Raw genomic sequence first — 22,143 nt, forward strand, 5'->3', positions numbered from 1 at the left:
AAAGCGTGTTACAATAAAAGCATGACCTCCATACGAGGTAATACTAATGAAGTAAAGGGTGCATATGATGTCCATTTTGCTTATGATCATTGGTTATTTACTTGGTTCAATTCCGTTCGCGTTGCTCGTTGGAAAAATTGGATACGGAATTGATATACGCGAACATGGAAGTGGCAATTTAGGCGGAACAAATACGTTTCGCGTGCTCGGTGTAAAAGCGGGATTAGTTGTTACAATTGCCGACATTTTAAAAGGAACGTTAGCCGCAAGCCTACCTTTATTGTTTTCTGTCGATATTCATCCGCTTATTACAGGAATGTGTGCCGTATTTGGTCATACATATCCAATATTCGCGCAATTTCGCGGTGGAAAAGCGGTTGCTACATCTGGTGGAGTATTGTTGTTTTATTCGCATGTTCTTTTTATGACGATGTTAGCCGTCTTTTTGCTCATTTTATATATATCGAAATACGTTTCGCTTTCATCCATGTTAACGGGCGTGTATGCGACCATCTACGCATTCGTGTGGACGGATGACGTTCCTTTGCGCATTGTCGTCACCATATTAACGCTTTTTGTATTTTATCGCCACCGAGCAAATATTAAACGAATTTTAAACAAAACTGAACCGAAAGTGAAGTGGTTATAGCGTGACAGCATGTCATTTACCAAAAGAATTCACCATGAAAATGAATGCTTTGCTTCGAGACGAAGCGGAGCGTTTTTTTGCGACGTATAAGGAAGAAAAAATAAATGGTTTACGCGTCAATTCATTGAAAATTTCCCCATCATCATTTTTAAATATAAGTCCATGGAAACTTGAACCTATTCCTTTTTGTCCAACAGGATTTTATTATTACAACGCTCAACCAGGTAAACATCCATACCATGCGGCTGGGCTATATTACATTCAAGAACCAAGTGCGATGTTTGTAGCAGAAGTGCTTGCCCCATCTCCAGGAGAGCGAGTGCTGGACTTATGTGCAGCGCCCGGAGGAAAAACGACACAGCTAGCCGCTTTGATGAATAACGAAGGATTTTTATTAGCAAACGAAATTCATCCAAAACGCGTAAAAGCTTTATCAGAAAATATTGAGCGACTTGGAATTACAAATGCTGTTGTCACAAATGAAACACCTGAAAAACTATCGGAAACATTTGAAGGGTTTTTCGATAAAATTTTGGTTGATGCCCCATGTTCAGGTGAAGGGATGTTTCGAAAGGACGAGGAAGCGATTCAATTTTGGAGTTTAGACCATGTTCAAAAATGTACACAAACACAACGACATATTTTATCGTGCGCTTACAAAATGCTAAATGAAGGTGGAACACTCGTTTATTCGACATGCACATTTTCTCCTGAAGAAAATGAACAAATTATCGATTGGTTTTTGACGACTTATGCTGATATCGAATTACTTCCGATCCAAAAAGAACATGGCATTCAACCAGGCGTTGCCGATTGGACAACCACAAACAATGAACAAATCGCACATACAGCAAGATTATGGCCTCATCATATAAAAGGGGAAGGCCATTTCGTCGCGAAAATGCGCAAACGCGGCGAAGCGAAGCAATGGAATGGGAAATTGGCCACTTCTAACATATCTAAAGCGATGTGGCGCGATTACGAAACGTTTATGAACGATACGATACGAGCGACAATAAAAGGAACGATGTATGCGTTTGGAACACACTTATTCGCTCTCCCACATCCTTGCCCTCGCTTAGACGGCTTAAAAGTTATTCGGCCGGGTCTTCACATCGGGGAATGGAAAAAAAATCGCTTTGAACCAAACCATGCTTTGGCGATGGCATTAACAAAACAGCAAGCACAAGCACATCTTTCTCTTACATTTGAGGAAAGCATCCGATATATGAAAGGAGAAACATTACAAACGAATGGCGATCGTGGTTGGATATTAATGACGATTGAAGGATATCCACTCGGTTGGGGAAAAGAAGTAAAAGGAGTCGTAAAAAACTTTTATCCTAAAGGGTTACGGGTCAAATAGGATGTCCCTTGTAGCGAGGGACATCCTTTATTTTGTTATAGTAACTGTAAAAGTGATATCATCTTTATTTAAATCGAACGTTTTCGCTTTTAACACATATCCTTTTTTAATATGGATGTTGCTTACAACAATGTAGATGCGTTCTTGTTTTGCATCCACTTTCACCCAATTTGGTAAAGAAGCATGCTTATTTATATACCCTAGCACATACGGTACAGGTAAATGAAGTTGACCTAACGTCATCGTCGGATGAGCAAGCACAATATTTCCATGTTCATCAACAGTCGGATCAAACGCCATGGCCAAATCGACCGATTTTTCGAATATCGGAATGGTGCTTGTTACGTACAGACGATCAGCTAATTGAACATCATAAGATAATTTGCCTGTTTTTCCATGTTTCTGAATATAATCGTTCACTAACGTATTAAGATGTTGTTTAGATGTTTGAACAGTAAATATCGGTCCTTCCTTTTTGACATTCGGAATATTTGGAACAGAAGATGGCTGAAACATATAAAAAAATAATAACACGATCATCAAACCGTTGATTGTTAACAAGCTAAAAAATAAAATTTTCCATTTCACATTTCATTCTCCTTTTATCCACTCGCTACGTTTTTGCAAGTATTCATATATACGTTGTGCGATTTGTTCATACCCAAGTGCATTTGGATGAAATTGGTCGTCACACAATACATTGTCACGTCCTTCAAATAAATCCGCAATAGGTACAAACAATGCACGATCATAGCGGGAAATGACTTCCTTACTTCCCTCGTTCCATATGTGCATAATCTTATCCGTTTCCGATATATTAGGAAAAACCGACGAAAATGGGTTGTATAACCCAACCAATACAATGTAAGCGTCTTTATTTATGTGACGAAGCAACTGCAACTGCTCATCAAGTCGTGAAGCAAACGCTTGTTGTTCTTTAACAAACAAATCATATGTTAAAGATAAAAAATGTGAACGAACCACTTTCATAACATCGTTTCCGCCAATCGTAATAAAAATAAGATCCGCTTGCTGAATGACCGATTCGTTATTCAACATGACGTCTGCAAGTTGTGTACTACGTAGTCCCCGCTTGCCGAAATTGCTTACAAACACTTTATTCACATCGTCACGATTTTCTAAATATTGCTTGATTAATGTAACATATCCTCCTTTCTCATCGCCTACTCCTTCTGTTAATGAATCACCTAACGCCACAACTTGCAAATCACGCGGCTTCGTTTGTTCTTGTTTATTTTCTTTCGTGATGGTCGTGATGGTTGGTGAAGAAGAACATCCGACTAAACACATACAAAAGAACAGAAGAAAAAATTTGTTCACATGTAATCCCCTCTCTATAAAAGAAAAGACAAAAATGACAGGGTTATCATTTTTGCCTGCATGTTCTATTCTTGTAACATGTCAATATGTTTTAAAATTTCTTCGTAAGGTACGTTATTTAAACCACTATAATACTTAACAATTGTTCCGTTTTGATCAACAAGATAAAAATCTGTACCGTGAATAACTTGATCTCCTTCTTGCGGCTTTTTTACAACGGCTTTAAAGTTTTTTTGAGCAAAACGTTCAATGTCTTGTTGCGTGTATCCTGTAAGCAAATGCCAATTACTTAAATCTCCTTGAAACTTCTTTATATACGCTTTGAGCTCCTCTGGTGTATCATGCTCAGGATCTACACTAAATGAAACAAAATGAACGTCTAACCCTTCTTCTTTTGCCATCTTTTGCAGTTTTGCCATATTTGCTGTCATTGGTGGGCACACATCAGCGCATCGTGTAAAAATAAAATCAGCTACCCACACTTTTCCTTTCAAATCAGCTAGACCAAATGTTTGACCATTTTGATCAGTAAATGCAAAATCTTCAATCGGCCAATTTTTTGCATCTGGAATCGATTGTTGGCAAGCAACAAGCAAGGTTAATAACAGAACGGACAACCATAAACGTACACGTCTCAACGATAACTCCTCCTACCCCGTATAGTACATAAATCCAATTGCCCCTGGACCTGTGTGCACAGAAATAATCGGGGTTGTATACACAATTTCAGTTTGTGTCCATCCTGTTGCTTCCGCAATCGACTGCTTTAATCGTTCGCTTAAATCAAGTGCATCGGCATGAGCAATCCCTACGGCTCGGATCGTTTTTCCTTTCGTATGTTCAACAAACTGATTTGTTAAATATTTAACGATTTGAGACTGACTACGCACTTTTGTTGCTGGTGTGTATACCCCATCTTCTAATGAAGCGATCGGTTTAATGTTCAATAGCGAACCAATCATTGCTTTTCCTCGTCCAATTCGTCCACCTTTGACGAGGTTTTCAAGCGTATCAACAACGACGAATAAATGTGTATTTGCGCGGATCGCATCAAGACGTGAAACAATTTCTGCTACCGTTTTTCCTTCAGCAGCCATTTTTGCCGCTTCTAACACTTGAAAGCCAAGCGCAAGGGAAATGAAACGCGAATCGATGACTGTGACGTTCGCCTTTGTCATAGCCGCTGCGCTTTCCGCTGAACGCACAGTACCGCTCATTCCACCTGTCATATGAATCGAGATGACATCATATCCTGCTTCACCTAATTCATCGTACACTTGTAAAAACTGACCTGTAGACGGTTGGGAACTTTTTGGTAGCTCATCTGCCTGCTTCATTTTTTCAATAAATTGCTGTGGAGTTAAGTCAATGCCATCTAAATATGTTTGACCATCAATGGAGATAGATAATGGTACAACACGAATGTCCCACGTCTCCATTTGCTCTTTTGACAAATCGACTGTAGAATCTGTCACAATCTTTACTTTACTCATTTTCTTCACTTCCTATATGTCATTCTAAAATTTTCGTACGGTGAAATTATATAATAAAATCCTCCGATATGTCGCCAGTTTCATAAAATTTTTTGTAAAAAAAAGAGCTGATTTGCACATTAGCAAAACAGCTCCTTAACCATTTATGCATTGTTTTTCAAAATTTCAGATTTAAATATTTGTTCGTATACCGGCCACTTTAACACACGCTTTAAGTATTCTTTAAACGAGTATACCTTTTTCGGATGTTGGTTCGCATACACTTGCGCAATAAACATTTGTAATCTTACTTTTACAATAAATTGATAAGGGTTATCGTCCTCCAATAACGGAATTTCGATAATTTTTACTTTTTGCCCATCTCCGTTTTTAAACTCTAGGCTTTTAAATAACAAAATATCAATCCTCTTTTTTGACCGATTTACTTACATTATACACGATTTTTAAGTTGAAGTATGTTACATTTCGTCGTTAATTTATAAAAAATTTTTGTCAAATAAGCAAATGAAATAAGCTACTATCTTTATTTACTTCCATAAACGGGAACCCTTTTTTCTTCATTCGTTCAACAAGCGGACCATAATCTTCGCGACATTTTAATTCGACACCAACGAGAGCCGGCCCACTATCTTTATTGTTTTTTTTCGTATATTCAAAAAGTGTAATATCATCCGTTGGCCCTAACACTTCGTCAAGAAATTCTCGTAAAGCTCCAGCCCGTTGTGGAAAGTTCACAATAAAATAGTGTTGTAGCCCTTCATAAATCATAGACCGCTCTTTAATTTCTTGCATGCGTCCAATATCGTTGTTTCCTCCACTAATAATGCAAACAACGGTCTTACCGCGGATTTGCTCTTTATATAAATCAAGCGCGGCCAACGGCAACGCTCCAGCAGGTTCGACAACAATCGCATTCTCATTATAAAGTTGCAAAATCGTCGTACATACTTTTCCTTCAGGAACGACGACAATATCGTCAACAAGCTCTTTCGCTAACGCAAATGTTTTTTCACCCACACGCTTAACCGCCGCACCGTCTACAAACGGATCAATATCACTTAAAGTAACCACTTCTTTTGCTTCGAATGATTTTTTCATTGACGGTGCTCCTTCAGGTTCAATACCGATAAGCTTTGTTGCCGGAGAAATACTTTTCATATATGTGCCGACACCAGAAATGAGCCCCCCTCCACCGATGCTTGCAAACACATAATCAATCGGTTCTTCACAATCATTTAAAATTTCCACACCAACCGTCCCTTGACCTGCGATGACAGCTTCATCATCAAATGGGTGGATAAACGTTCGCTGCTCTTGCTTTGCACAAATGAGTGCCTGTCCATAAGAATCGTCAAATGTATCGCCGACTAAAATAATATCGACAAACTCCCGCCCGAAAAATTGTACTTGTGATACTTTTTGTCTCGGAGTTGTAGAAGGCATATAAATTTTCCCATGCACACCGAGCGCTCGACACGAATAAGCAACTCCTTGTGCGTGATTACCTGCACTTGCACAAACAATTCCGTTTTTCTTTTCTTCTTCACGTAAACTTTTCATGCGATAATATGCTCCACGAATTTTAAACGATCGAACGACTTGTAAATCTTCACGTTTCAAATATACATGGCAACCATAACGTTCTGAAAGTAATTCATTTTTTTGTAAAGGGGTATGATACACGACATCTTTTAACGTTTGATAAGCAATTAAAATATCTTCTACATATACACCTTGTTTTCGTTTCACTTGTTGTTCCATCTTCTCATTTCCTTTCCGTTTATAATTTCGGTGTCAAAATTATGTTATTCTAAAATATATCATATTTTCGGATAAAGAAAAGTAAATTTTCTAAAAATTATTTAGAAAGATGAAGCTCGCTTATTAGCGAGCTGTTCGTTCATATACGCAAAATGTATGCGGGTAACGGTTTTTTTCATCTTGTACACCAGGTTGAGCGGTACGAAGCATCCATTCTTTTTCATCAATCGGTGGGAAAAATGTATCTCCTGTAAACGTTGCATCAATGTGTGTGACATACAATCGATCCGCTAATAGCATCGCTTGTTCAAATACTTGCGCCCCTCCAATGATGAACACATGTCCATATTGCTGTTCAATTTGCTTAATATCCTCCATCGAATGAATGACTTCAACATGCGAATTTGTTGAAAACGTTTTGTCTCGTGTAAGTATCATATTGATTCTCCCTGGGAGTGGTCGACCGATTGATGCAAATGTTTTTCGCCCCATGACAATCGGATGTCCCATAGTTACCCGCTTGAAATAAGCTAAATCTGCTGGTAAATGCCAAGGTAACGTATTGTTATAACCGATGACCCGATTTCGATCCATAGCCACAATAATAGAAATCAATTGACTCACTTCCTTATATAGACACATCTGCTTTAATATGCGGATGTGGATCATAATCAACAATTTCAAAATCTTCAAAACGATACTCAAAAATAGAAGCTGGCTTTCGTTTTATTATTAATTTCGGAAGTGGACGCGGTTCTCTCGTTAATTGCAATTTGGCTTGCTCGATATGATTCATATATAAATGAACATCACCACCGGTAAAAATGAGTTCTTTCGGTTGTAGATTGCATTGTTGAGCAACCATATGCGTAAGTAGTGCATAACTTGCAATATTGAACGGAAGACCTAAAAATGTATCAACAGATCGCTGTTGCCACATGCATGATAACATGCCATTTTCCACGTAAAACTGAAAAGCGTAATGACAAGGTGGCAATTTCATACGATCTAATTCCGCCACATTCCACGCGCTCACTAAAAGTCTGCGGGAGTTCGGATTTGTTTTTATTTGTTCAATCACTTCGCTAATTTGATCAATCGTTCGGCCGTCCGCTCCTTTCCATGAACGCCATTGCGCTCCATATACCGGCCCTAAATCTCCGTTTTCATCAGCCCATTCATCCCAAATCGTTACACTATTCTCTTTTAAATAACGAATATTTGTGTCCCCACTCAAAAACCAAAGCAACTCATGAATAATGGAACGAATATGTAATTTTTTTGTTGTAAGTAAAGGAAACCCTTCACGTAAATCAAAACGCAATTGACGTCCAAATACAGAAAGCGTCCCTGTCCCTGTACGATCGTCTTTATACACACCGTTTTGCAAAATATCTTCAAGTAATTGTAAATATTGCTTCATGATACTCTCACCCTTTTTTATTTGCTCTCACTTATTATGACATAAAGCATAAAAGTAGGAAAGACAAAAAACCGCAGGATTTCTCCTCACGGTTTTAACAAATGCGCGGCAGCATGAGTCCTGTTAATCGATATAGTCGTCGTGTCGTACCGAGCGGTGTTCGCAATAAGAGTTGACCTTTGTTTGTTGCTCGAACCGTTCCGATCACAGCTACGTCTTTTCCTTCTAGTTGGGAACGAAGTACATCAAGAATGGTCTGTTCATCTTCTTTTGGTACGATCATGACTACTTTTCCTTCGTTAGCCAAATAATTAAAAAACAAAAAGCGCCTTCTACTCTGAAGACGCTTCTTGCTCAAACCGTTTTTCTTTTCGTTTATAAACGAATTTTGAAATGGATATGCTCACCTCATATAACACCAATAATGGAATTGTCACTAAAAAATCAGAAATAAAATCTGGAGGTGTAATCGTTACCGCAATAATAACTAATACAAAATATGCGTATTTTCTCATTTTTTGTAGCGCGTATGGATTGATAAGGCCAATACTTGTTAAAAACATTACGATAATTGGCAACTCAAACAATACAGCAAACGGAACGGTCATGTTTAAAATAAACCGAAAATACTTTTCTGTTGTAAACATCGTTGCAAACAAATTTTCACCAAGGCTCATTAAAAAGTGGAACACCATCGGCAATACAACAAAGTAACCAAAACATAAACCGAGAACAAATAACAAAAACGTCGCTGGGATATACGATAACGTTACTTTTCGTTCTCTTGGAGTAAGAGCAGGCTTAACAAACATCCATACTTGCCACACAAATACCGGAATCGTCATTGTAATCGCAAATACCCCAGCTAACATCACATATACCCACAAAATATCGGTCGGCCCTAAAATCGTTAGCTTGACATCTAAATCGGCGATCAGCCAACGATATAAATCTTGAACAAAAACAAATCCTACAATAAAAAATAAAATCAGTGCTCCAACAACAATAAAAATGCGCTTGCGTAACTCTTCTAAGTGTTCGACTAACGTCATCTCTTTATCTTCATATCGTTTTTTTTCTTTCACGAGCGTAAACACCAACCTTTTCCATGTTAAAAACGGCAACACATCGTTGCCGCTTCATGATTTACGCGCTTCTTTATTTTCATCAAGCTCCTCTAATACTTCATCCCGCAATCCTTTTGTTGACTTTTTAAACTCACGCAACGTTTCACCGAAAGCACGTCCAATTTCAGGCAGTTTTTTCGGTCCGAAAATGACAAGAGCGATGACAAGAATTAAAATTAAACCAGGCACTCCGATATTTGAAAGCATAACGTCATCTCCTTTTTTTCATACATACGCTCCTTTTATTGTATTGCTAAGATCTTCATTTTTCAATGACAATTTTTTTAGAGGTGTGAGAAATGTTTGATAATCATCATACTATTTATGCAGTTTTCTTTACAATATCTAGTGATGTAACCGTTGAAATAGGTAAATTAGGCACTTTTTTATTCCCGAGCGGAAACTATATTTATGTAGGGAGTGCGAAACGAAACATTCAATCACGTATTCGACGTCATATGCAACTGGAAAAACGAAAACGTTGGCATATCGATTACATTCGTCCATATGGAGAAATTACACACGTTCAAACATATTCTTCTGAGCTTAGCGAATGTGAGCGTGCCCAACAACTTTTACAACAATATAAAGGAACATGGCTCGTGAAAAAATTCGGTTCATCGGACTGTCATTGTTTCTCTCATCTCATCTATTATAAATAATAAACGAGGGATGGATTCCCTCGTTTATCTCGCCTTTTCATATTTCTCTTCTGATTTCGCCACAATCACCGCACATACCGCATCACCTGTAATATTCACAACTGTTCTCGTCATATCAAGCAAGCGATCAACTCCTAAAATAAGGGCAATTCCTTCAACAGGTAGGCCGACGGATGTCAGTACCATAGAAAGCATAATTAAGCCGACGCCCGGAACGCCTGCTGTACCGATGCTAGCAAGTGTTGCCGTCAAAATGACTGTCAAAAGATCACTTAATGTCAAATCTACACCGTACACTTGTGCGATAAACATTGTTGCCACACCTTGCATAATGGCCGTTCCGTCCATATTAATTGTCGCTCCAAGCGGCTGGACAAAACCACTGATGCTTTTTGGGACGTTTAAGTTTTTTTGTGCGGTTTCCATCGATACTGGTAATGTAGCGTTGCTACTTGATGTACTAAATGCTACAGCCATTGCTGGAGAAAACCCTTTAATAAACGCAATCGGGCTCATTTTTCCAAGTGTCCGCACAGCTATGCCGTATACGACAAAGAAATGAATAAACAAGGCTAACAATACCGCAAACATGTATTTCCCCATCGCCGCAATTGCATCGAATCCTTGTCCACCGATCGCAATCGCAATTAATGCAAACGCACCGTATGGGGCAAACTTCATGACCCATTCTACTAAGTACATGAGAATATCATTCGCTTGCTCTATTATCCCTCGTACTTGTTTTACCCGATCACCTAAATGAGCAATGGCCATTCCAACAAGCACCGCAAAAACAATCACTTGCAACATATTTCCTTCTACCATGGCTTGGAATGGGTTTGTTGGGATAATGTTTAATAACGTATCTACAACAGGTGGAGCTTCTTTTTTTTCAAACGCTGCTCCTTCTAAATTAAAATTCCCTTCTCCTGGGCGGATCACAGATCCTAACGTTAAAGAGATAACGAGCGCAAGGAATGTAGTAATTAAAAAGAATGCAATTGTTTTCATACCAATACGACCAAGTTTTTTCGGATCACCGACACCCGCTGTACCTAAAATAAGAGATACAAGTACGATCGGAACAACGAGCAATTTGATTAAGTTAATAAATATTGTGCCAAGTGGATTAAGTACGTACGTCTTTGCGAGGTCAAACCATTCTGTCGGAAGGGCTAGGTTAAAAACGAGACCTACGATGATTCCTGTAAGCATTCCAAGTAAAATTTTCTTCGTCATCGACATATCCACACCTCCATCAATTTCTGCTGCTGTAAAACGTATTCAACTTCGCATGGTAAAAGGGTTAAGGGAGAGGACCCATCTAATTCTAAATGTTTTTTTTAAGATTGTAAAGAAAGGATGAGTATAATTGTTAGAAAAGTATTTGAATTTCTTTTTTTTTACAAAAAAACTACCACAATGATGTGGTAGCCTACGCGCGCTTTGTTTTTTTACGACTTGAATCCAACTCAATGTTTCCTGTTTCATAGTCAGTCGTACCTTGCCCTTTGATCTCCGGTGAGCTTAATCCCGCTTTCGAAGCATCTTTTTTTCGTTTTCCCATCTGATTCACCCCCTACTGCTTTATTTTGTGCCATTTACGAAAGTTCAATCGTACCGAAATGAAATTTTGCTGTTTTTCTTCGATAAACAGAGAAACCAAATTGATGAAATCGCGAGCTTTGCCAATGATCTTTCAACACAACTCGTTGACGGGCTACTCGTTTCGCCTGTTCGATATCTTCTTTTGTTACGTTCGTATATAGCGCTACCTGTTTTAATCCCTTTATCCCATCCGACTCTTCAATACTTACTTCAAACATCGGATCCAAATAAACAACATCATATGATTTATCATCGCATTGCGCTAAAAATGAGCGAAAATCATCATGATGCACACAAATACGTCGCATCGCTTCATTAAGTTCAACTACATCGCTATCCCAATGACGTAACCCTTGTTTTGTTAAGTAAGCGATATATACACTCCCCTCAATTCCTACCACTTTTCCTTCCGAACCAACAGCTAAGCTGGCGATAATACTATCGGTCGCCAATCCAAGCGTACAATCTAAAAACGTCATCCCCTTTTGTAACTTCGTAGCTTGTAAAAACGGTTCACTTTCTCCTTTTAAAATGCGCTTTGCTCGAAAAGAAGCAGAATTAGGATGAAAAAATAACGGTTCTTGTCCATGTGGGAAATGAATTTCTAGCCTTTCTTTTCCGACGACAAGAATCGGTTCGTGTATTTGTTGTTGAATCGAAGCAATGGATCGTTTTCGACGTGGTACATATGAAATTTGTAATTCCAACGCAATTTGCCTCGCTTTTTCAATCATCTGTTCATTTGTTCTGCCAGCTGTCGTCACAATCATGCATTCACCTCAAAAGAAAAAAGGATGTCAATCGGACACCCTTAACAATGTTTTTCAAACGCTTGCATAATATTTTGCATAATATTTTCAATTGAATTCGCTTCAATATCGTGACGTGGAATAAAATGAACAACTTCTTTACCTTTTAATAATGCCATCGATGGAGAAGAAGGTTCGATACCGACAAAATACTCACGCATTTTAGCTGTCGCTTCTCGATCTTGCCCTGCAAAAACCGTAACGAGATGATTCGGTTTTTTCTCGCTCATTTGTACCGCCTGAATAGCCGCTGGACGCGCAAGCCCTGCTGCACAACCACAAACAGAATTAACGACAACAAAAGTTGTTCCCTCTACCTGTTCCATAAACTGTTCCACTTCTTCACTCGTGCGCAATTCTTTAAATCCACCGTTTACTAATTCATCACGCATCGGTTGTATAACTTGGCGCATATATTCTTCATATGACATAAACATACGTACATCCCTCCAAATCGTTCTTGCTTTTACAAGAATACAACAATGTAAATAGAAAAATCAATAAAATAAAAAAACATTGAATAATTTTTTTAAAATTTTTATAATTAATGTATTTATATGATGTAAAATGGAGGTTGAGGACATTGCCAATTAATATTCCACGTGATCTTCCGGCAAAAGAAATATTAGAACAAGAAAATATTTTTGTCATGGATGAGGATCGCGCCTATTCTCAAGACATTCGTCCTTTGAATATTATCATTCTCAATTTAATGCCGCAAAAAGAAAAAGCAGAAACACAACTGTTACGTTTGCTTGGAAATTCACCATTACAAGTAAATATTACCTTTTTACGTCCCGAAACACATGAAGCAAAAACGACATCGAAACATCATCTTGATCAGTTTTACACAACATTCCAACATGTTCAGCACCGAAAATATGACGGTATGATTATTACCGGTGCACCTGTTGAACACTTACCATTTGAACAAGTCGATTACTGGGATGAGTTAACAAAAATTATGGAATGGACGAAAACAAACGTCACATCCACGTTACATATTTGTTGGGGTGCACAAGCAGGAATGTACTATCATTACGGCATTCCGAAATACGACTTGCCACAAAAATGTTTCGGTGTATTTGATCATATGTTAGAACAAAAGCACGTCAAACTTATTCGTGGGTTTGATGATATTCATAAGATTCCACACTCACGCCATACAGATGTAAAACGCGAACATATCGAAGCGGTTTCAGAGTTAACGATTTTATCTTCATCCGAAGAAGCTGGCGTCTGTCTCGTCATTTCAAACGATGGCAAACAAGTGTTTTTAACAGGGCATCCAGAGTATGATGCCACAACGCTAAAAGAAGAATATGAACGAGATGTGGCTAAAGGGTTGGATATTCAAATCCCAAAATACTATTTTCCACATGACGATCCAAATAGACAACCATATAACACATGGCGCTCTCATGCTAATTTATTGTTCGTCAACTGGCTCAATTATTACGTGTATCAGGAAACCCCCTACATTTGGGAGTAAGCTTTCGCTTTTCTGCGAGAGCTTTTTTATTTGTAAGTATGTATAATGTTTCGTATACATGAAGAAAGGAGACATGCAAGATGGTTGAACAAACCAAACATATTTCTTTTATTGTAGCAGGCTTGTTGAAAATGAAGGTGTTCATGGGATCTTCGTTTTCTTGCTAACTCAATCATTTCACTTGATAAATCTAATCCGATCACACGGTATCCTTGTTCACACAATTTATATGACCCATATCCATCACCGCAACCAATATCCGCAATATATCCCTCTTTCGGCATATATGTGGTAACAAACGGAACAATCGTCTTCCGGCTTCCACGCCCCCACATCTCTTCACTGCTTTGATGCCACCATTCCGCTCGTTCGTCCCATTGTTTTTCCGCCTCTTTATGCCACGCGTGCATAACTCCACCCCTTTTCGAAAAAATAAACATATTACGTCTATTGTAGCAGAAAGGAGCGAGAAACATGACAAAAAAGGTGAGTCAAGGAAGCGAAAATCAAAATGCCCCAGCACAACATGGGAAGTTGCACGGACATACCGGAGACAATAGCAAAGGACGGAAGCAAAACAAAAGTCAAAACGATAAAACCGAACATTAAAAAAGTCGGGCGATTAGTCCGACTACAGACTGTTGGCAAAATGGGTTTCAGACGAATGTCTGAAACCCATTTTGTTCCATTTAAACCTAAAAAACGAGGAAACTCCCCACCATAAAACAGCAGGACCTTCTGCGATAGGCATTCGGTGAACAAAAACACTTTGAACGATCGAAACGAGACCAATGTTAATTCGCCATTCCGATAAATTCGGTACTTTGGGAGATCCACGCGCAAATCAGCTTCCAGTGCCACTAAAGTAGGCACCCATGATCCCCATCGATTCTTATTCAAATAGTTTTGGTATACCATTAATTAAAGAGTAAACACCCATATAAGCCATAGCAATAACTATAATAACGCCAAAAATGGTCATCCATAATGGATGTTTGTAATCTCCGACAATTTTTGTTCTGTATGCCGCCACTAACATCACGCCTAGAGAAATTGGTAAGATCAGACCGTTTAATGAGCCTACTAAAATTAAGATTTTCACTGGTCTTCCGACTAAAACGAAAACTAACGTTGAAATGGCAATGAATCCGATAATAATCCACTTTTGGTACTTTTCCAAAATTGGATGAAATGTACGAATAAATGAAACCGATGTATACGCGGCGCCTACAACGGAAGTAATGGCTGCTGCCCACATAACCACTCCGAATATTTTGTAACCAATATTGCCTGCAGCTAATTTAAATACGGATGCCGGAGGGTTAGAAGGATCAAGGGTTAACCCTTGCGCGACAATACCTAAAGATGCCAAAAATAAGAAAATTCGCATGATAGATGCAATACCGATTCCTGAAATCGAACTACGGGTCACCTCAGGAAGTGCTTCCTTTCCTTTTATTCCAGCATCCAATAAGCGGTGCCCGCCCGCAAACGTAATATATCCTCCAACCGTTCCGCCAACAAGTGTAACAATAGCAAGAACATCGATCGTATCTGGAACAAAGGTTTTTACCACTGCTTCTCCGATAGGTGGCTTAGCTGTAAACATCACATATAACGTTAGAGCAATCATGACAAAACCCATCAATTGCGCGAAGCGATCCATAATTTTTCCAGCTTCCCGTACGATAAAAATAGCGATCGCGACGATCCCGCTTAATAATGCCCCCATTTCCGGAGAAATCCCGAATAATACATTGATCCCTAATCCAGCACCGGCAATGTTTCCAATGTTAAAAGCTAGACCACCGGCGACAATAAGTGCAGCAAGAAAATATCCCAATCCCGGCAATACTTCGTTGGCAATATCTTGAGCTCTTTTTTCTGCGACCGCCATAATGCGCCAAATGTTCATTTGTGCTCCAATATCAATAATTATGGACATTAAAATAACAAATCCGAAGCTTGCTGCAAGCACTTGTGTGAAATGCGTCGTTTGTGTCAAAAATCCAGGACCGATGGCCGAAGTAGCCATCAAAAACGCCGCACCTAAAAGTACACTTATATTCTTTTTTTGTTGCATTTTCTATCCCTCCTAAGAACTTATGAATCTTTATTTTAGAAAATCACCAAGTTTTGTAACTGTAATATTGGCTTCCTTCAATGCTTTACGTATATATTTTGCAAAGTCTAGTGCATGTTCCCCATCTCCGTGTATGCAGATCGTATCGGCTTGAATCGATACATCTTTCCCTTGAAGAGATGTAACTTTCCCTTCTTTTACCATACGAATAACTTGCCGGCAAGATACGTCATGGTCTTTGATGAGAGCATTTGCTTCCCGTCTTGGTGTTAAGGACCCATCCTCTTGGTAAGTGCGGTCAGAGAACACTTCACTAGCGGTCTTAAGGCCGATTTTTTTTCCCGCTTTGACAAGCTCTCCAGCCGCTAGTCCTAACAAGATTAATTCCGGATCTACTTTATAAACCGCTTCTGCAATGGCTTGAGCAATCGCAGCGTTTTTAGCGGCAATGTTATATAATGCTCCATGCGGCTTTACATGCTGAAGCTTTCCACCTTCAGATTTTACAAATGCATATAAGGCGCCAATTTGATACACAACAATGTCGTAAGCTTCCTGAGGAGTAATATCGATGTTTCTTCTACCAAATCCCACTAAATCTTGAAATCCGGGATGAGCGCCAATTCCGACGTTTTTTTCAAGGGCTAAACGGACTGTTTTCCTCATCGTTGACGGATCGCCCGCATGGAAACCACAAGCGATATTGGCTGATGTAACATAATCTAAAATTTCTTCGTCTCTCCCCATTTTATAAGCACCAAAGCTCTCTCCCATATCACAGTTCAAATCGACAACATGCATGTTACATTTCTCCTTTCCATTTTATTGATAATGCTCGTTTCAGTTGTTGGATCTCTCTTTCTCTTTCTAAATAAAGTCTTTGTGCTTCTTCATGAGAAACTTCAACAAACTTTATTTTGTCACCCGGTTTTAATTGGGCGATGTATGGTAAATCCACGGTGGCAACTTGTCCGATTTTCGGATAACCACCTGTCGTTTGCCGGTCAGCTAGAAGCACAATCGGATTTCCATCAGGCGGAACTTGAATGGTACCAAAATTTACGGCTTCCGAAATCATTTCTTCCGCGGATGTTAACGACAAAATGGGGCCTTTCAAACGATATCCCATCCGGTCGGATTGGGTTGTAATTTCAAATGGTTCACGGAAAAAACTTTTTTGACTTTCTTTTGAAAATAGTTGGTATTGTCTCCCTTTTATTACCCGAATGGAAGGGATTTTATTAGAAATGGGAATAAATTCAGCAGATACCGACCATTTCGTCGCTACAAACTTTCGATCTCCTATTTTTGTAGAAAAATCATGAATCATTTGGACCGATCGATTATTAGGGGGAGATAATTTTAACTCGTCACCGATCTTTAATGGACGTCCTTTAAATCCGCCGATGCCCGCTCTAAGGTAGGTGGATGCACTCCCCATTACACGCGGAACATCGAATCCTCCCGCAACAGCTAGATAGCTTCGGCAGCCTGCTTTACATTGTCCAAAACGAAGCTGACTACCTTCCTTTACAAGAACTGGTCGCCATAACGGAACAAATTTTCCATCAATAGAAGGCGATAAATCTCCTCCGCAAATAGATATTAGTGTATCCCTTTCAAATTCAATAACAGGACCTACCATTGTTATTTCTAAAGTAGGGACATTTTCTTCGTTACCAACTAATAGATTTGCAATTCTGTGTGACAGTGAATCCATTACCCCGCTTACAATCACTCCAAATTTTTGAAAACCGTATCTTCCTAAATCTTGAATGGTCGTAAGGAGGCCCGGCTTAATGATTTTTATCACTGACGTCCTCCTTCCATTGTTTGTATTCTCCTATAGTGATGGGTTTAAACCGGATTTTATCCCCCGCCTTTAATAAGCTAGGTGATTTGTCATCAGGACGAAACAGCTTTATCGGTGTTCGGCCAATAAGTTGCCATCCTCCTGGCGTTTCGATCGGATAAATACCGGTCTGTTTACCAGCAATACCAACAGAACCGGCAGGAATTTTTAATCGCGGAGATTCTCTTCGCGGTGTGGCAATTTTCTCCGACATGCCTCCTATGTATGGAAATCCAGGGGCAAATCCGATCATATACACTAAATAATCACCGCTGGAATGGATATGAATGACTTCTTCAGGCGTGAGACCATTATATTCCGCAACATATTCCAAATCAGGTCCTAGCTCTCCCCCGTAACAAACTGGAATCTCCACAATCCTTTCAGATGAAAATTCACCGATCTTAAGTGATTCCAATAAGGGTTTCAATTGCCCACAAACGTAATCATACGGGAGTGTATGAGAGCTAAAATCTGAAATCTTTAACGGATCATAAAACACAGTTACTGTTGTAAATGCAGGAACATATTCGATCATCCACTCGAATGGCTGTTGATCAAACAAGGTTGTAACCATGTTTACCTTTTGATGAGTCTCTAAATTAATATCTTCGCCCAGTTCAATTATTACTGCGTTATCACCCAATGGATGAAAAAGATAATCCATTTTTACAACTCCTAACCATTTTTAGGAATAAGCAAAATCTTACTTTTTATATTAACATTTATTAATTTTCACACAATTATGTATTATAATATAATATTCCATCTTATTTCACCTAGCAATATGTGTCAAGACCGATTATTTTCCCCAAAAAATCGCCGGTTCAAAATTCCCCAGAAGGACCTCATTGACCCTTCTGTTTTTCTTGTTGGAGCCCTTTTTCCCGCAATCGATAGCTTTCCCCCTTTAGGTTGAAAATAATAGAATGATGCGGTAGTCGATCTAACATCACTGTCGCAAGAACCGAATCTCCCACGATTTCTCCTCATTCCCCAAAGCTTTTGTTGGAAGTAAGGAAAGGCGGTCGCTCAAACCGCAAGACAACTCGATATTTCGCCAAAAACGCTTCATAAATGAGTAGCAGATTATAAAAAAGATGCTGAGCATAGCTTTGTCGGGAGTGGAAACCTCAAGCCAGAAGATCGTGAAAAGCGTGAACTTCAAAAACGTATTCGGAATCTGGGGGAGGAAAACGCGATCTTAAAAAAGGCCATGAGCATCTTCGCCAAAAACTAGAAGTAATTTATGCATTTATTCATACGCATAGAAAGGAGTTTCGCGTGGCGAAGATATGTGAAGTCTTCGGCGTTTCAAGAAGTGGATGCTATGCATGGGTCAAACGACCAGAAAGTCAACAAAAGAAAAGACAGGAAGCATTGAAAAAGCAAATCAAAAAGATTCATATTATTTTTTGACATAATACCATAAAACAGCTTGTCGACAAAGTCGACAAGCTGAAGTCGGGCTAATCGCCCGACTTACTCTCCTTGCTTACTAATGCGAATGGCTGGCGTATTGTTGCCGATATAAAATGGGACAACATCTTCTGATTGATGGTCATAAAAATAACGGTTTATCTCGTGTTCAGCAAATGCTACTTCGTCTTCTATAATTGTTCGCTTTTTATCCATCGTCTATTCCCCCTTTAGACGATAGGATAACCTAAAACATTGCTATTCATGTAATGGATCGTCTGAAACGATCACACCATCTTCATCAACATATACGTATGTACCCGGCTTCCACTCAATATCCCCAAAATGCACAATCGTATCTCGCGCCCCTTTTCCTTCTTTTTTACTTTTTCGTGGGCATGTCCCAAGCGCAAGTACGCCAATTGGCATATTCCCTATTTCTTTTGAATCACGAATACACCCATGTACAATAATGCCCGCTAATTGACGGTCATATGCGATTTGTGCGAGACGATCACCAACAAGTGCACATTGTTTCGAACCTTTTCCATCAACAACGACTACACTCCCTGAGGACACCGTTTCTAGCGCTTCTCGAACGAGTACATTATCTTCAAAGACATCTACCGTTGCAATAGGTCCATAAAACGATTTTTTTCCTCCATAATGTTGAAATGCCGAAGAACAAACTCGTACACGTTCCCCGTATTGATCACATAAATCTGCCGTTTTCATCCTCATCCCCCACTTTTATCAATCTCATCATAATAATAGTCAATCTATTCTAAAAAATCAATAAATAAAAACGTGAAGAACGAGCGGTTCTCTTCGATCGCACCGTTTGTTAAAAAATAAATGAATAAAGCAAGAAAGCAATAAAAAAGCAACGTTTCAAAAAAACTTGACGTACGATATGTAACAATAAACCGATATCGCTTTTTAGAAAATGGCCATAATAACGGAACGCCTTGACTCGAACAATAATCAGCTAGAACATGAAACGCATAACCGAGACATAATCCGAGCGTAAAAGGAGAAAAATGTTGTAATAATAAAACAGCAGTAATTGCCCCCCACGCTAATAACGAGTGAGTGAATCCTCGATGACCGAACGCTTTTTTCACTTGTTTTGCCATGCCAAGCGAACGACGACCGATATACGAATTCGGTTCATCAATGTCAGGGAGTAACCCGCCAAGCGCTAATCCCGCTGCATAAGCAATGGTAAAAGAAACAGGTGTATATGAAGCAATTCCAGCACCAATAGCTAATGACGAAACAATATGAGTATGATAACGCATTGTTTTTCACCTTCTTTTTTTGTAAACGTTTTACATAATATTCGTTATTAACATTCATGAATTTGCGACTGTTTTTTCAATAAATGTTCACCTCTTAAACTAACTTTGTGAAACTATTAGCATTATACTAATATATGAACAAACTGACAAATAAAGCTGGTGAGAAAAAAATGATAAAAAAAACACCTGCAGAACTAATTGTTATGAAAAGTTTAGCATTTTTAGCTGTCGTTTTTCAAAGTGCATTATTATACGTTATGAATCATCGTTCACCTCATCCTGAGGAAGCGATTATGATCGGCATGTTGTTTCATTTCGTCAAATTTTCCGCTCCTGTATTCGTATTTTTAGTTGGATTTCATATGGTGCAACAGAAAGAAGCGATTCATTATCGACGTTACGTATCCCATAAATGGGTAGAACTCATGATTCCGTATATCATATGGTCATTTGTTTACTTTATATTATTTTCTAGTCATCTGCATGTACTTGATGCAATGAAACAACTACTGCTCGGCGAGGCAGCACCGCATTTATGGTACGTCGTAATGATTATACAATTTCATTTACTCATTTTAATCATTGTTCCATTTTTCCGTTGGCTTGACCAAAAAAAGTATTGGAAATCATTTATTATCATTAGCGCAATTATTTACATTGGCTTCATTACGTTCATTTCTCCAATTGTTCAAAGCGAATCATATATACATTATGTAGACCGTACGTTTTTAGCTTATTTCTTTTATTTTTGTTTAGGTGGTATGGCTGCATACACGTTACCAGCATGGCGAAAGTTTGTCATTCGAGCCATTCCGTTCAACACATTTTTATTTTTATCGCTTTTTATCGTTGTTGGTTATGAACTGTTTACGTCACAAAGCATCTTTTCGATTGATTTAACGGCGATTACGTATTTAAAACCTTCGATGGTGTTATACGTTACATCAGAAATTTTCTTGCTATACGCTTTATCGATTACCATTGTGCAAACAAAATCTCGATTGTATACGTTGTTACGTTTCATTAGTCGATATACTTATGGGGCATATATTGCACATATGTTTTTCTTATACGTGTTTGCACCGATCATTCCGACAACGATGTATTCGATGTTGCAAGCTGTTATATTATTTACAATTACAACAATCGTTTCCATTGGTGTTTGCTATATTATACATGCTACACCACTTAGCTTGCTGTTTATCGGTCAAGCGCGCGAACATCGGACTATTTCTATCCTATCGCTATCGAAATCTAAAAAGAGTGTCCCAAGTTAACATTTGGGATGCTTTTTTATTTTGTTCACACAAACCACTTCTTATTTCAAACATATATAATGATTGAACAAATAGGGCTAAAGAAACTGGAATATCAATATTTTCTACTCGTGCAACAATTTTTACGCACAGCTCATGAACAAGAACGCGCACATGTTGTCACTGAACTACAAAAAACTGGAGAACTCTTTTTACAAACAGCAAAAAAATGTTGCAACGACAAAAAGCACTACTGAAAGATGATCAGCAACGTATTAAAAGAAACGATTCAAATGATGAAAGACGTATCCTTCCAAATCGCATCTCAAGCAGAGCAATTTGCAGCAAGCGCAGAATAAAGTACAAAATCAGCAGAAAAAGCGGCAGAAATGGCGGAACTCTCATTTACAGAAGCACAGAAACAACTTCACATGTTGCAACAATGCGATTTGTCATTATGCGAACTAGCAATAGGAATGAATCAAATCGCATAAAGTAGCG

At 38.7% G+C, this 22,143-nt stretch carries 28 protein-coding genes and 4 pseudogenes; 7 read left to right on the plus strand and 25 right to left on the minus strand.

Annotation, left to right across the window (positions count from 1 at the left end; translation table 11 throughout):
* Positions 1–67 precede the first annotated feature (67 nt).
* The gene (plsY, locus tag ABEV15_RS10765) at positions 68–649 is read left to right on the plus strand and encodes a glycerol-3-phosphate 1-O-acyltransferase PlsY (protein WP_498853201.1); all 582 of its coding nucleotides are present in this window, start codon (positions 68–70) and stop codon (positions 647–649) included.
* 1 nt (position 650) lies between these two features.
* Positions 651–2,015 carry an RsmF rRNA methyltransferase first C-terminal domain-containing protein gene (locus tag ABEV15_RS10770; protein ID WP_498853202.1) on the plus strand — a complete coding sequence of 455 codons (1,365 nt, stop codon included), beginning with the start codon at positions 651–653 and terminating at the stop codon, positions 2,013–2,015.
* A gap of 27 nt (positions 2,016–2,042) precedes the next feature.
* Here the strand turns inward: ABEV15_RS10770 and ABEV15_RS10775 are convergent, their stop codons facing one another.
* The 11 genes from ABEV15_RS10775 to ABEV15_RS10825 form a co-directional block, all read right to left on the minus strand.
* On the minus strand, positions 2,043–2,603 hold the full coding sequence (locus ABEV15_RS10775) for a YpmS family protein (RefSeq protein WP_498853203.1): 561 nt from the start codon (positions 2,601–2,603) through the stop codon (positions 2,043–2,045).
* Positions 2,604–2,606: 3 nt separating this feature from the next.
* Positions 2,607–3,356 carry an SGNH/GDSL hydrolase family protein gene (locus ABEV15_RS10780; protein ID WP_429634306.1) on the minus strand — a complete coding sequence of 250 codons (750 nt, stop codon included), beginning with the start codon at positions 3,354–3,356 and terminating at the stop codon, positions 2,607–2,609.
* A 65-nt stretch (positions 3,357–3,421) separates the two neighbouring features.
* Positions 3,422–3,994, minus strand: a complete 573-nt coding sequence (locus tag ABEV15_RS10785; protein WP_498853204.1) for an SCO family protein — start codon at positions 3,992–3,994, stop codon at positions 3,422–3,424.
* 12 nt (positions 3,995–4,006) lie between these two features.
* The gene (locus tag ABEV15_RS10790) at positions 4,007–4,849 is read right to left on the minus strand and encodes a DegV family protein (RefSeq protein ID WP_498853205.1); all 843 of its coding nucleotides are present in this window, start codon (positions 4,847–4,849) and stop codon (positions 4,007–4,009) included.
* Between the two features lie 143 nt (positions 4,850–4,992).
* Positions 4,993–5,244, minus strand: a complete 252-nt coding sequence (locus ABEV15_RS10795; RefSeq protein WP_429634350.1) for a YpmP family protein — start codon at positions 5,242–5,244, stop codon at positions 4,993–4,995.
* Between the two features lie 97 nt (positions 5,245–5,341).
* Positions 5,342–6,610, minus strand: coding sequence for a threonine ammonia-lyase IlvA (gene ilvA / locus ABEV15_RS10800; RefSeq protein ID WP_498853206.1), 1,269 nt, complete (start codon positions 6,608–6,610; stop codon positions 5,342–5,344).
* 123 nt (positions 6,611–6,733) lie between these two features.
* On the minus strand, positions 6,734–7,252 hold the full coding sequence (locus ABEV15_RS10805) for a dihydrofolate reductase (protein ID WP_429634372.1): 519 nt from the start codon (positions 7,250–7,252) through the stop codon (positions 6,734–6,736).
* Positions 7,239–8,033 carry a thymidylate synthase gene (gene thyA / locus ABEV15_RS10810; protein WP_192948441.1) on the minus strand — a complete coding sequence of 265 codons (795 nt, stop codon included), beginning with the start codon at positions 8,031–8,033 and terminating at the stop codon, positions 7,239–7,241. The genes ABEV15_RS10805 and thyA overlap by 14 nt, the downstream gene beginning before the upstream one ends.
* Before the next feature lie 94 nt (positions 8,034–8,127).
* Positions 8,128–8,355 (minus strand): AIR synthase-related protein, encoded by a 228-nt coding sequence (locus ABEV15_RS10815; RefSeq protein WP_498853207.1) that lies wholly within the window; start codon positions 8,353–8,355, stop codon positions 8,128–8,130.
* A 10-nt stretch (positions 8,356–8,365) separates the two neighbouring features.
* Positions 8,366–9,085: a twin-arginine translocase subunit TatC gene (gene tatC / locus ABEV15_RS10820; protein ID WP_498853243.1), complete on the minus strand. Its 720-nt coding sequence runs from the start codon at positions 9,083–9,085 to the stop codon at positions 8,366–8,368.
* 87 nt (positions 9,086–9,172) lie between these two features.
* Entirely contained in the window at positions 9,173–9,367 is a 195-nt protein-coding gene (locus ABEV15_RS10825; protein ID WP_429634376.1) for a twin-arginine translocase TatA/TatE family subunit, read from the minus strand.
* A 92-nt stretch (positions 9,368–9,459) separates the two neighbouring features.
* Between ABEV15_RS10825 and ABEV15_RS10830 the strand changes: the two genes are divergently transcribed.
* A complete protein-coding gene (locus tag ABEV15_RS10830; protein WP_498853208.1) occupies positions 9,460–9,822 on the plus strand; it encodes a GIY-YIG nuclease family protein in 363 nt (120 codons plus the stop codon).
* A gap of 24 nt (positions 9,823–9,846) precedes the next feature.
* On the opposite strand, the gene ABEV15_RS10835 is transcribed toward ABEV15_RS10830, so the two are convergent.
* From ABEV15_RS10835 to ABEV15_RS10850, 4 genes are all read right to left on the minus strand, one after another.
* Complete coding sequence (locus tag ABEV15_RS10835; RefSeq protein WP_498853209.1) at positions 9,847–11,067, minus strand: dicarboxylate/amino acid:cation symporter; 1,221 nt, start codon at positions 11,065–11,067, stop codon at positions 9,847–9,849.
* Between the two features lie 190 nt (positions 11,068–11,257).
* Positions 11,258–11,389 carry a YuzL family protein gene (locus tag ABEV15_RS10840; protein ID WP_077428359.1) on the minus strand — a complete coding sequence of 44 codons (132 nt, stop codon included), beginning with the start codon at positions 11,387–11,389 and terminating at the stop codon, positions 11,258–11,260.
* A gap of 34 nt (positions 11,390–11,423) precedes the next feature.
* Positions 11,424–12,200 carry a class I SAM-dependent methyltransferase gene (locus ABEV15_RS10845; RefSeq protein WP_498853210.1) on the minus strand — a complete coding sequence of 259 codons (777 nt, stop codon included), beginning with the start codon at positions 12,198–12,200 and terminating at the stop codon, positions 11,424–11,426.
* 41 nt (positions 12,201–12,241) lie between these two features.
* Positions 12,242–12,676, minus strand: a complete 435-nt coding sequence (locus tag ABEV15_RS10850; protein ID WP_498853211.1) for a BrxA/BrxB family bacilliredoxin — start codon at positions 12,674–12,676, stop codon at positions 12,242–12,244.
* A gap of 146 nt (positions 12,677–12,822) precedes the next feature.
* Here ABEV15_RS10850 and metA point away from each other — a divergent pair, with 146 nt between their 5' ends.
* On the plus strand, positions 12,823–13,731 hold the full coding sequence (metA, locus tag ABEV15_RS10855; RefSeq protein WP_498853212.1) for a homoserine O-acetyltransferase MetA: 909 nt from the start codon (positions 12,823–12,825) through the stop codon (positions 13,729–13,731).
* A gap of 119 nt (positions 13,732–13,850) precedes the next feature.
* On the opposite strand, the pseudogene ABEV15_RS10860 reads toward metA, so the two are convergent.
* Positions 13,851–14,171: pseudogene (locus tag ABEV15_RS10860) on the minus strand (class I SAM-dependent methyltransferase); the annotation flags it as partial.
* 34 nt (positions 14,172–14,205) lie between these two features.
* Between ABEV15_RS10860 and ABEV15_RS10865 the strand changes: the two are divergent.
* Positions 14,206–14,340, plus strand: coding sequence for a hypothetical protein (locus tag ABEV15_RS10865; RefSeq protein ID WP_498853213.1), 135 nt, complete (start codon positions 14,206–14,208; stop codon positions 14,338–14,340).
* Between the two features lie 183 nt (positions 14,341–14,523).
* Here ABEV15_RS10865 and ABEV15_RS10870 read toward each other — a convergent pair.
* The 6 genes and pseudogenes from ABEV15_RS10870 to ABEV15_RS10895 form a co-directional block, all read right to left on the minus strand.
* Positions 14,524–14,613: pseudogene (locus ABEV15_RS10870) on the minus strand (DUF1445 domain-containing protein); the annotation flags it as partial.
* A gap of 10 nt (positions 14,614–14,623) precedes the next feature.
* Positions 14,624–15,814: an NRAMP family divalent metal transporter gene (locus ABEV15_RS10875; protein WP_498853214.1), complete on the minus strand. Its 1,191-nt coding sequence runs from the start codon at positions 15,812–15,814 to the stop codon at positions 14,624–14,626.
* Between the two features lie 30 nt (positions 15,815–15,844).
* Positions 15,845–16,615, minus strand: coding sequence for a LamB/YcsF family protein (locus ABEV15_RS10880; RefSeq protein WP_429632452.1), 771 nt, complete (start codon positions 16,613–16,615; stop codon positions 15,845–15,847).
* A 1-nt stretch (position 16,616) separates the two neighbouring features.
* Positions 16,617–17,627 carry a 5-oxoprolinase subunit C family protein gene (locus ABEV15_RS10885; RefSeq protein ID WP_498853215.1) on the minus strand — a complete coding sequence of 337 codons (1,011 nt, stop codon included), beginning with the start codon at positions 17,625–17,627 and terminating at the stop codon, positions 16,617–16,619.
* On the minus strand, positions 17,611–18,333 hold the full coding sequence (gene pxpB / locus ABEV15_RS10890) for a 5-oxoprolinase subunit PxpB (protein WP_429632447.1): 723 nt from the start codon (positions 18,331–18,333) through the stop codon (positions 17,611–17,613). Before pxpB ends, ABEV15_RS10885 begins: the two co-directional genes overlap by 17 nt.
* A gap of 181 nt (positions 18,334–18,514) precedes the next feature.
* A pseudogene (locus ABEV15_RS10895) lies at positions 18,515–18,691 on the minus strand (ATP-binding protein); the annotation flags it as partial.
* Between ABEV15_RS10895 and ABEV15_RS10900 the strand changes: the two are divergent.
* Positions 18,685–19,076, plus strand: a pseudogene (locus ABEV15_RS10900) (IS3 family transposase); the annotation flags it as partial. The pseudogenes ABEV15_RS10895 and ABEV15_RS10900 overlap by 7 nt on opposite strands.
* A 72-nt stretch (positions 19,077–19,148) precedes the next feature.
* On the opposite strand, the gene ABEV15_RS10905 reads toward ABEV15_RS10900, so the two are convergent.
* The 3 genes from ABEV15_RS10905 to ABEV15_RS10915 are packed head-to-tail and all read right to left on the minus strand — an operon-like array spanning position 19,149 to position 20,386.
* Positions 19,149–19,301 carry a hypothetical protein gene (locus ABEV15_RS10905; protein ID WP_429632444.1) on the minus strand — a complete coding sequence of 51 codons (153 nt, stop codon included), beginning with the start codon at positions 19,299–19,301 and terminating at the stop codon, positions 19,149–19,151.
* A gap of 42 nt (positions 19,302–19,343) precedes the next feature.
* Positions 19,344–19,820 (minus strand): ribonuclease E activity regulator RraA, encoded by a 477-nt coding sequence (gene rraA / locus ABEV15_RS10910; RefSeq protein WP_498853216.1) that lies wholly within the window; start codon positions 19,818–19,820, stop codon positions 19,344–19,346.
* A gap of 44 nt (positions 19,821–19,864) precedes the next feature.
* Positions 19,865–20,386 (minus strand): metal-dependent hydrolase, encoded by a 522-nt coding sequence (locus ABEV15_RS10915; protein ID WP_498853217.1) that lies wholly within the window; start codon positions 20,384–20,386, stop codon positions 19,865–19,867.
* Positions 20,387–20,556: 170 nt separating this feature from the next.
* Between ABEV15_RS10915 and ABEV15_RS10920 the strand changes: the two genes are divergently transcribed.
* Positions 20,557–21,663 carry an acyltransferase gene (locus ABEV15_RS10920; protein ID WP_498853218.1) on the plus strand — a complete coding sequence of 369 codons (1,107 nt, stop codon included), beginning with the start codon at positions 20,557–20,559 and terminating at the stop codon, positions 21,661–21,663.
* Positions 21,664–22,143: the final 480 nt, after the last annotated feature.

It is taken from the genome of Bhargavaea massiliensis (genome assembly GCF_050480245.1).
In the GTDB taxonomy this organism is placed as follows: domain Bacteria; phylum Bacillota; class Bacilli; order Bacillales; family Anoxybacillaceae; genus Anoxybacillus.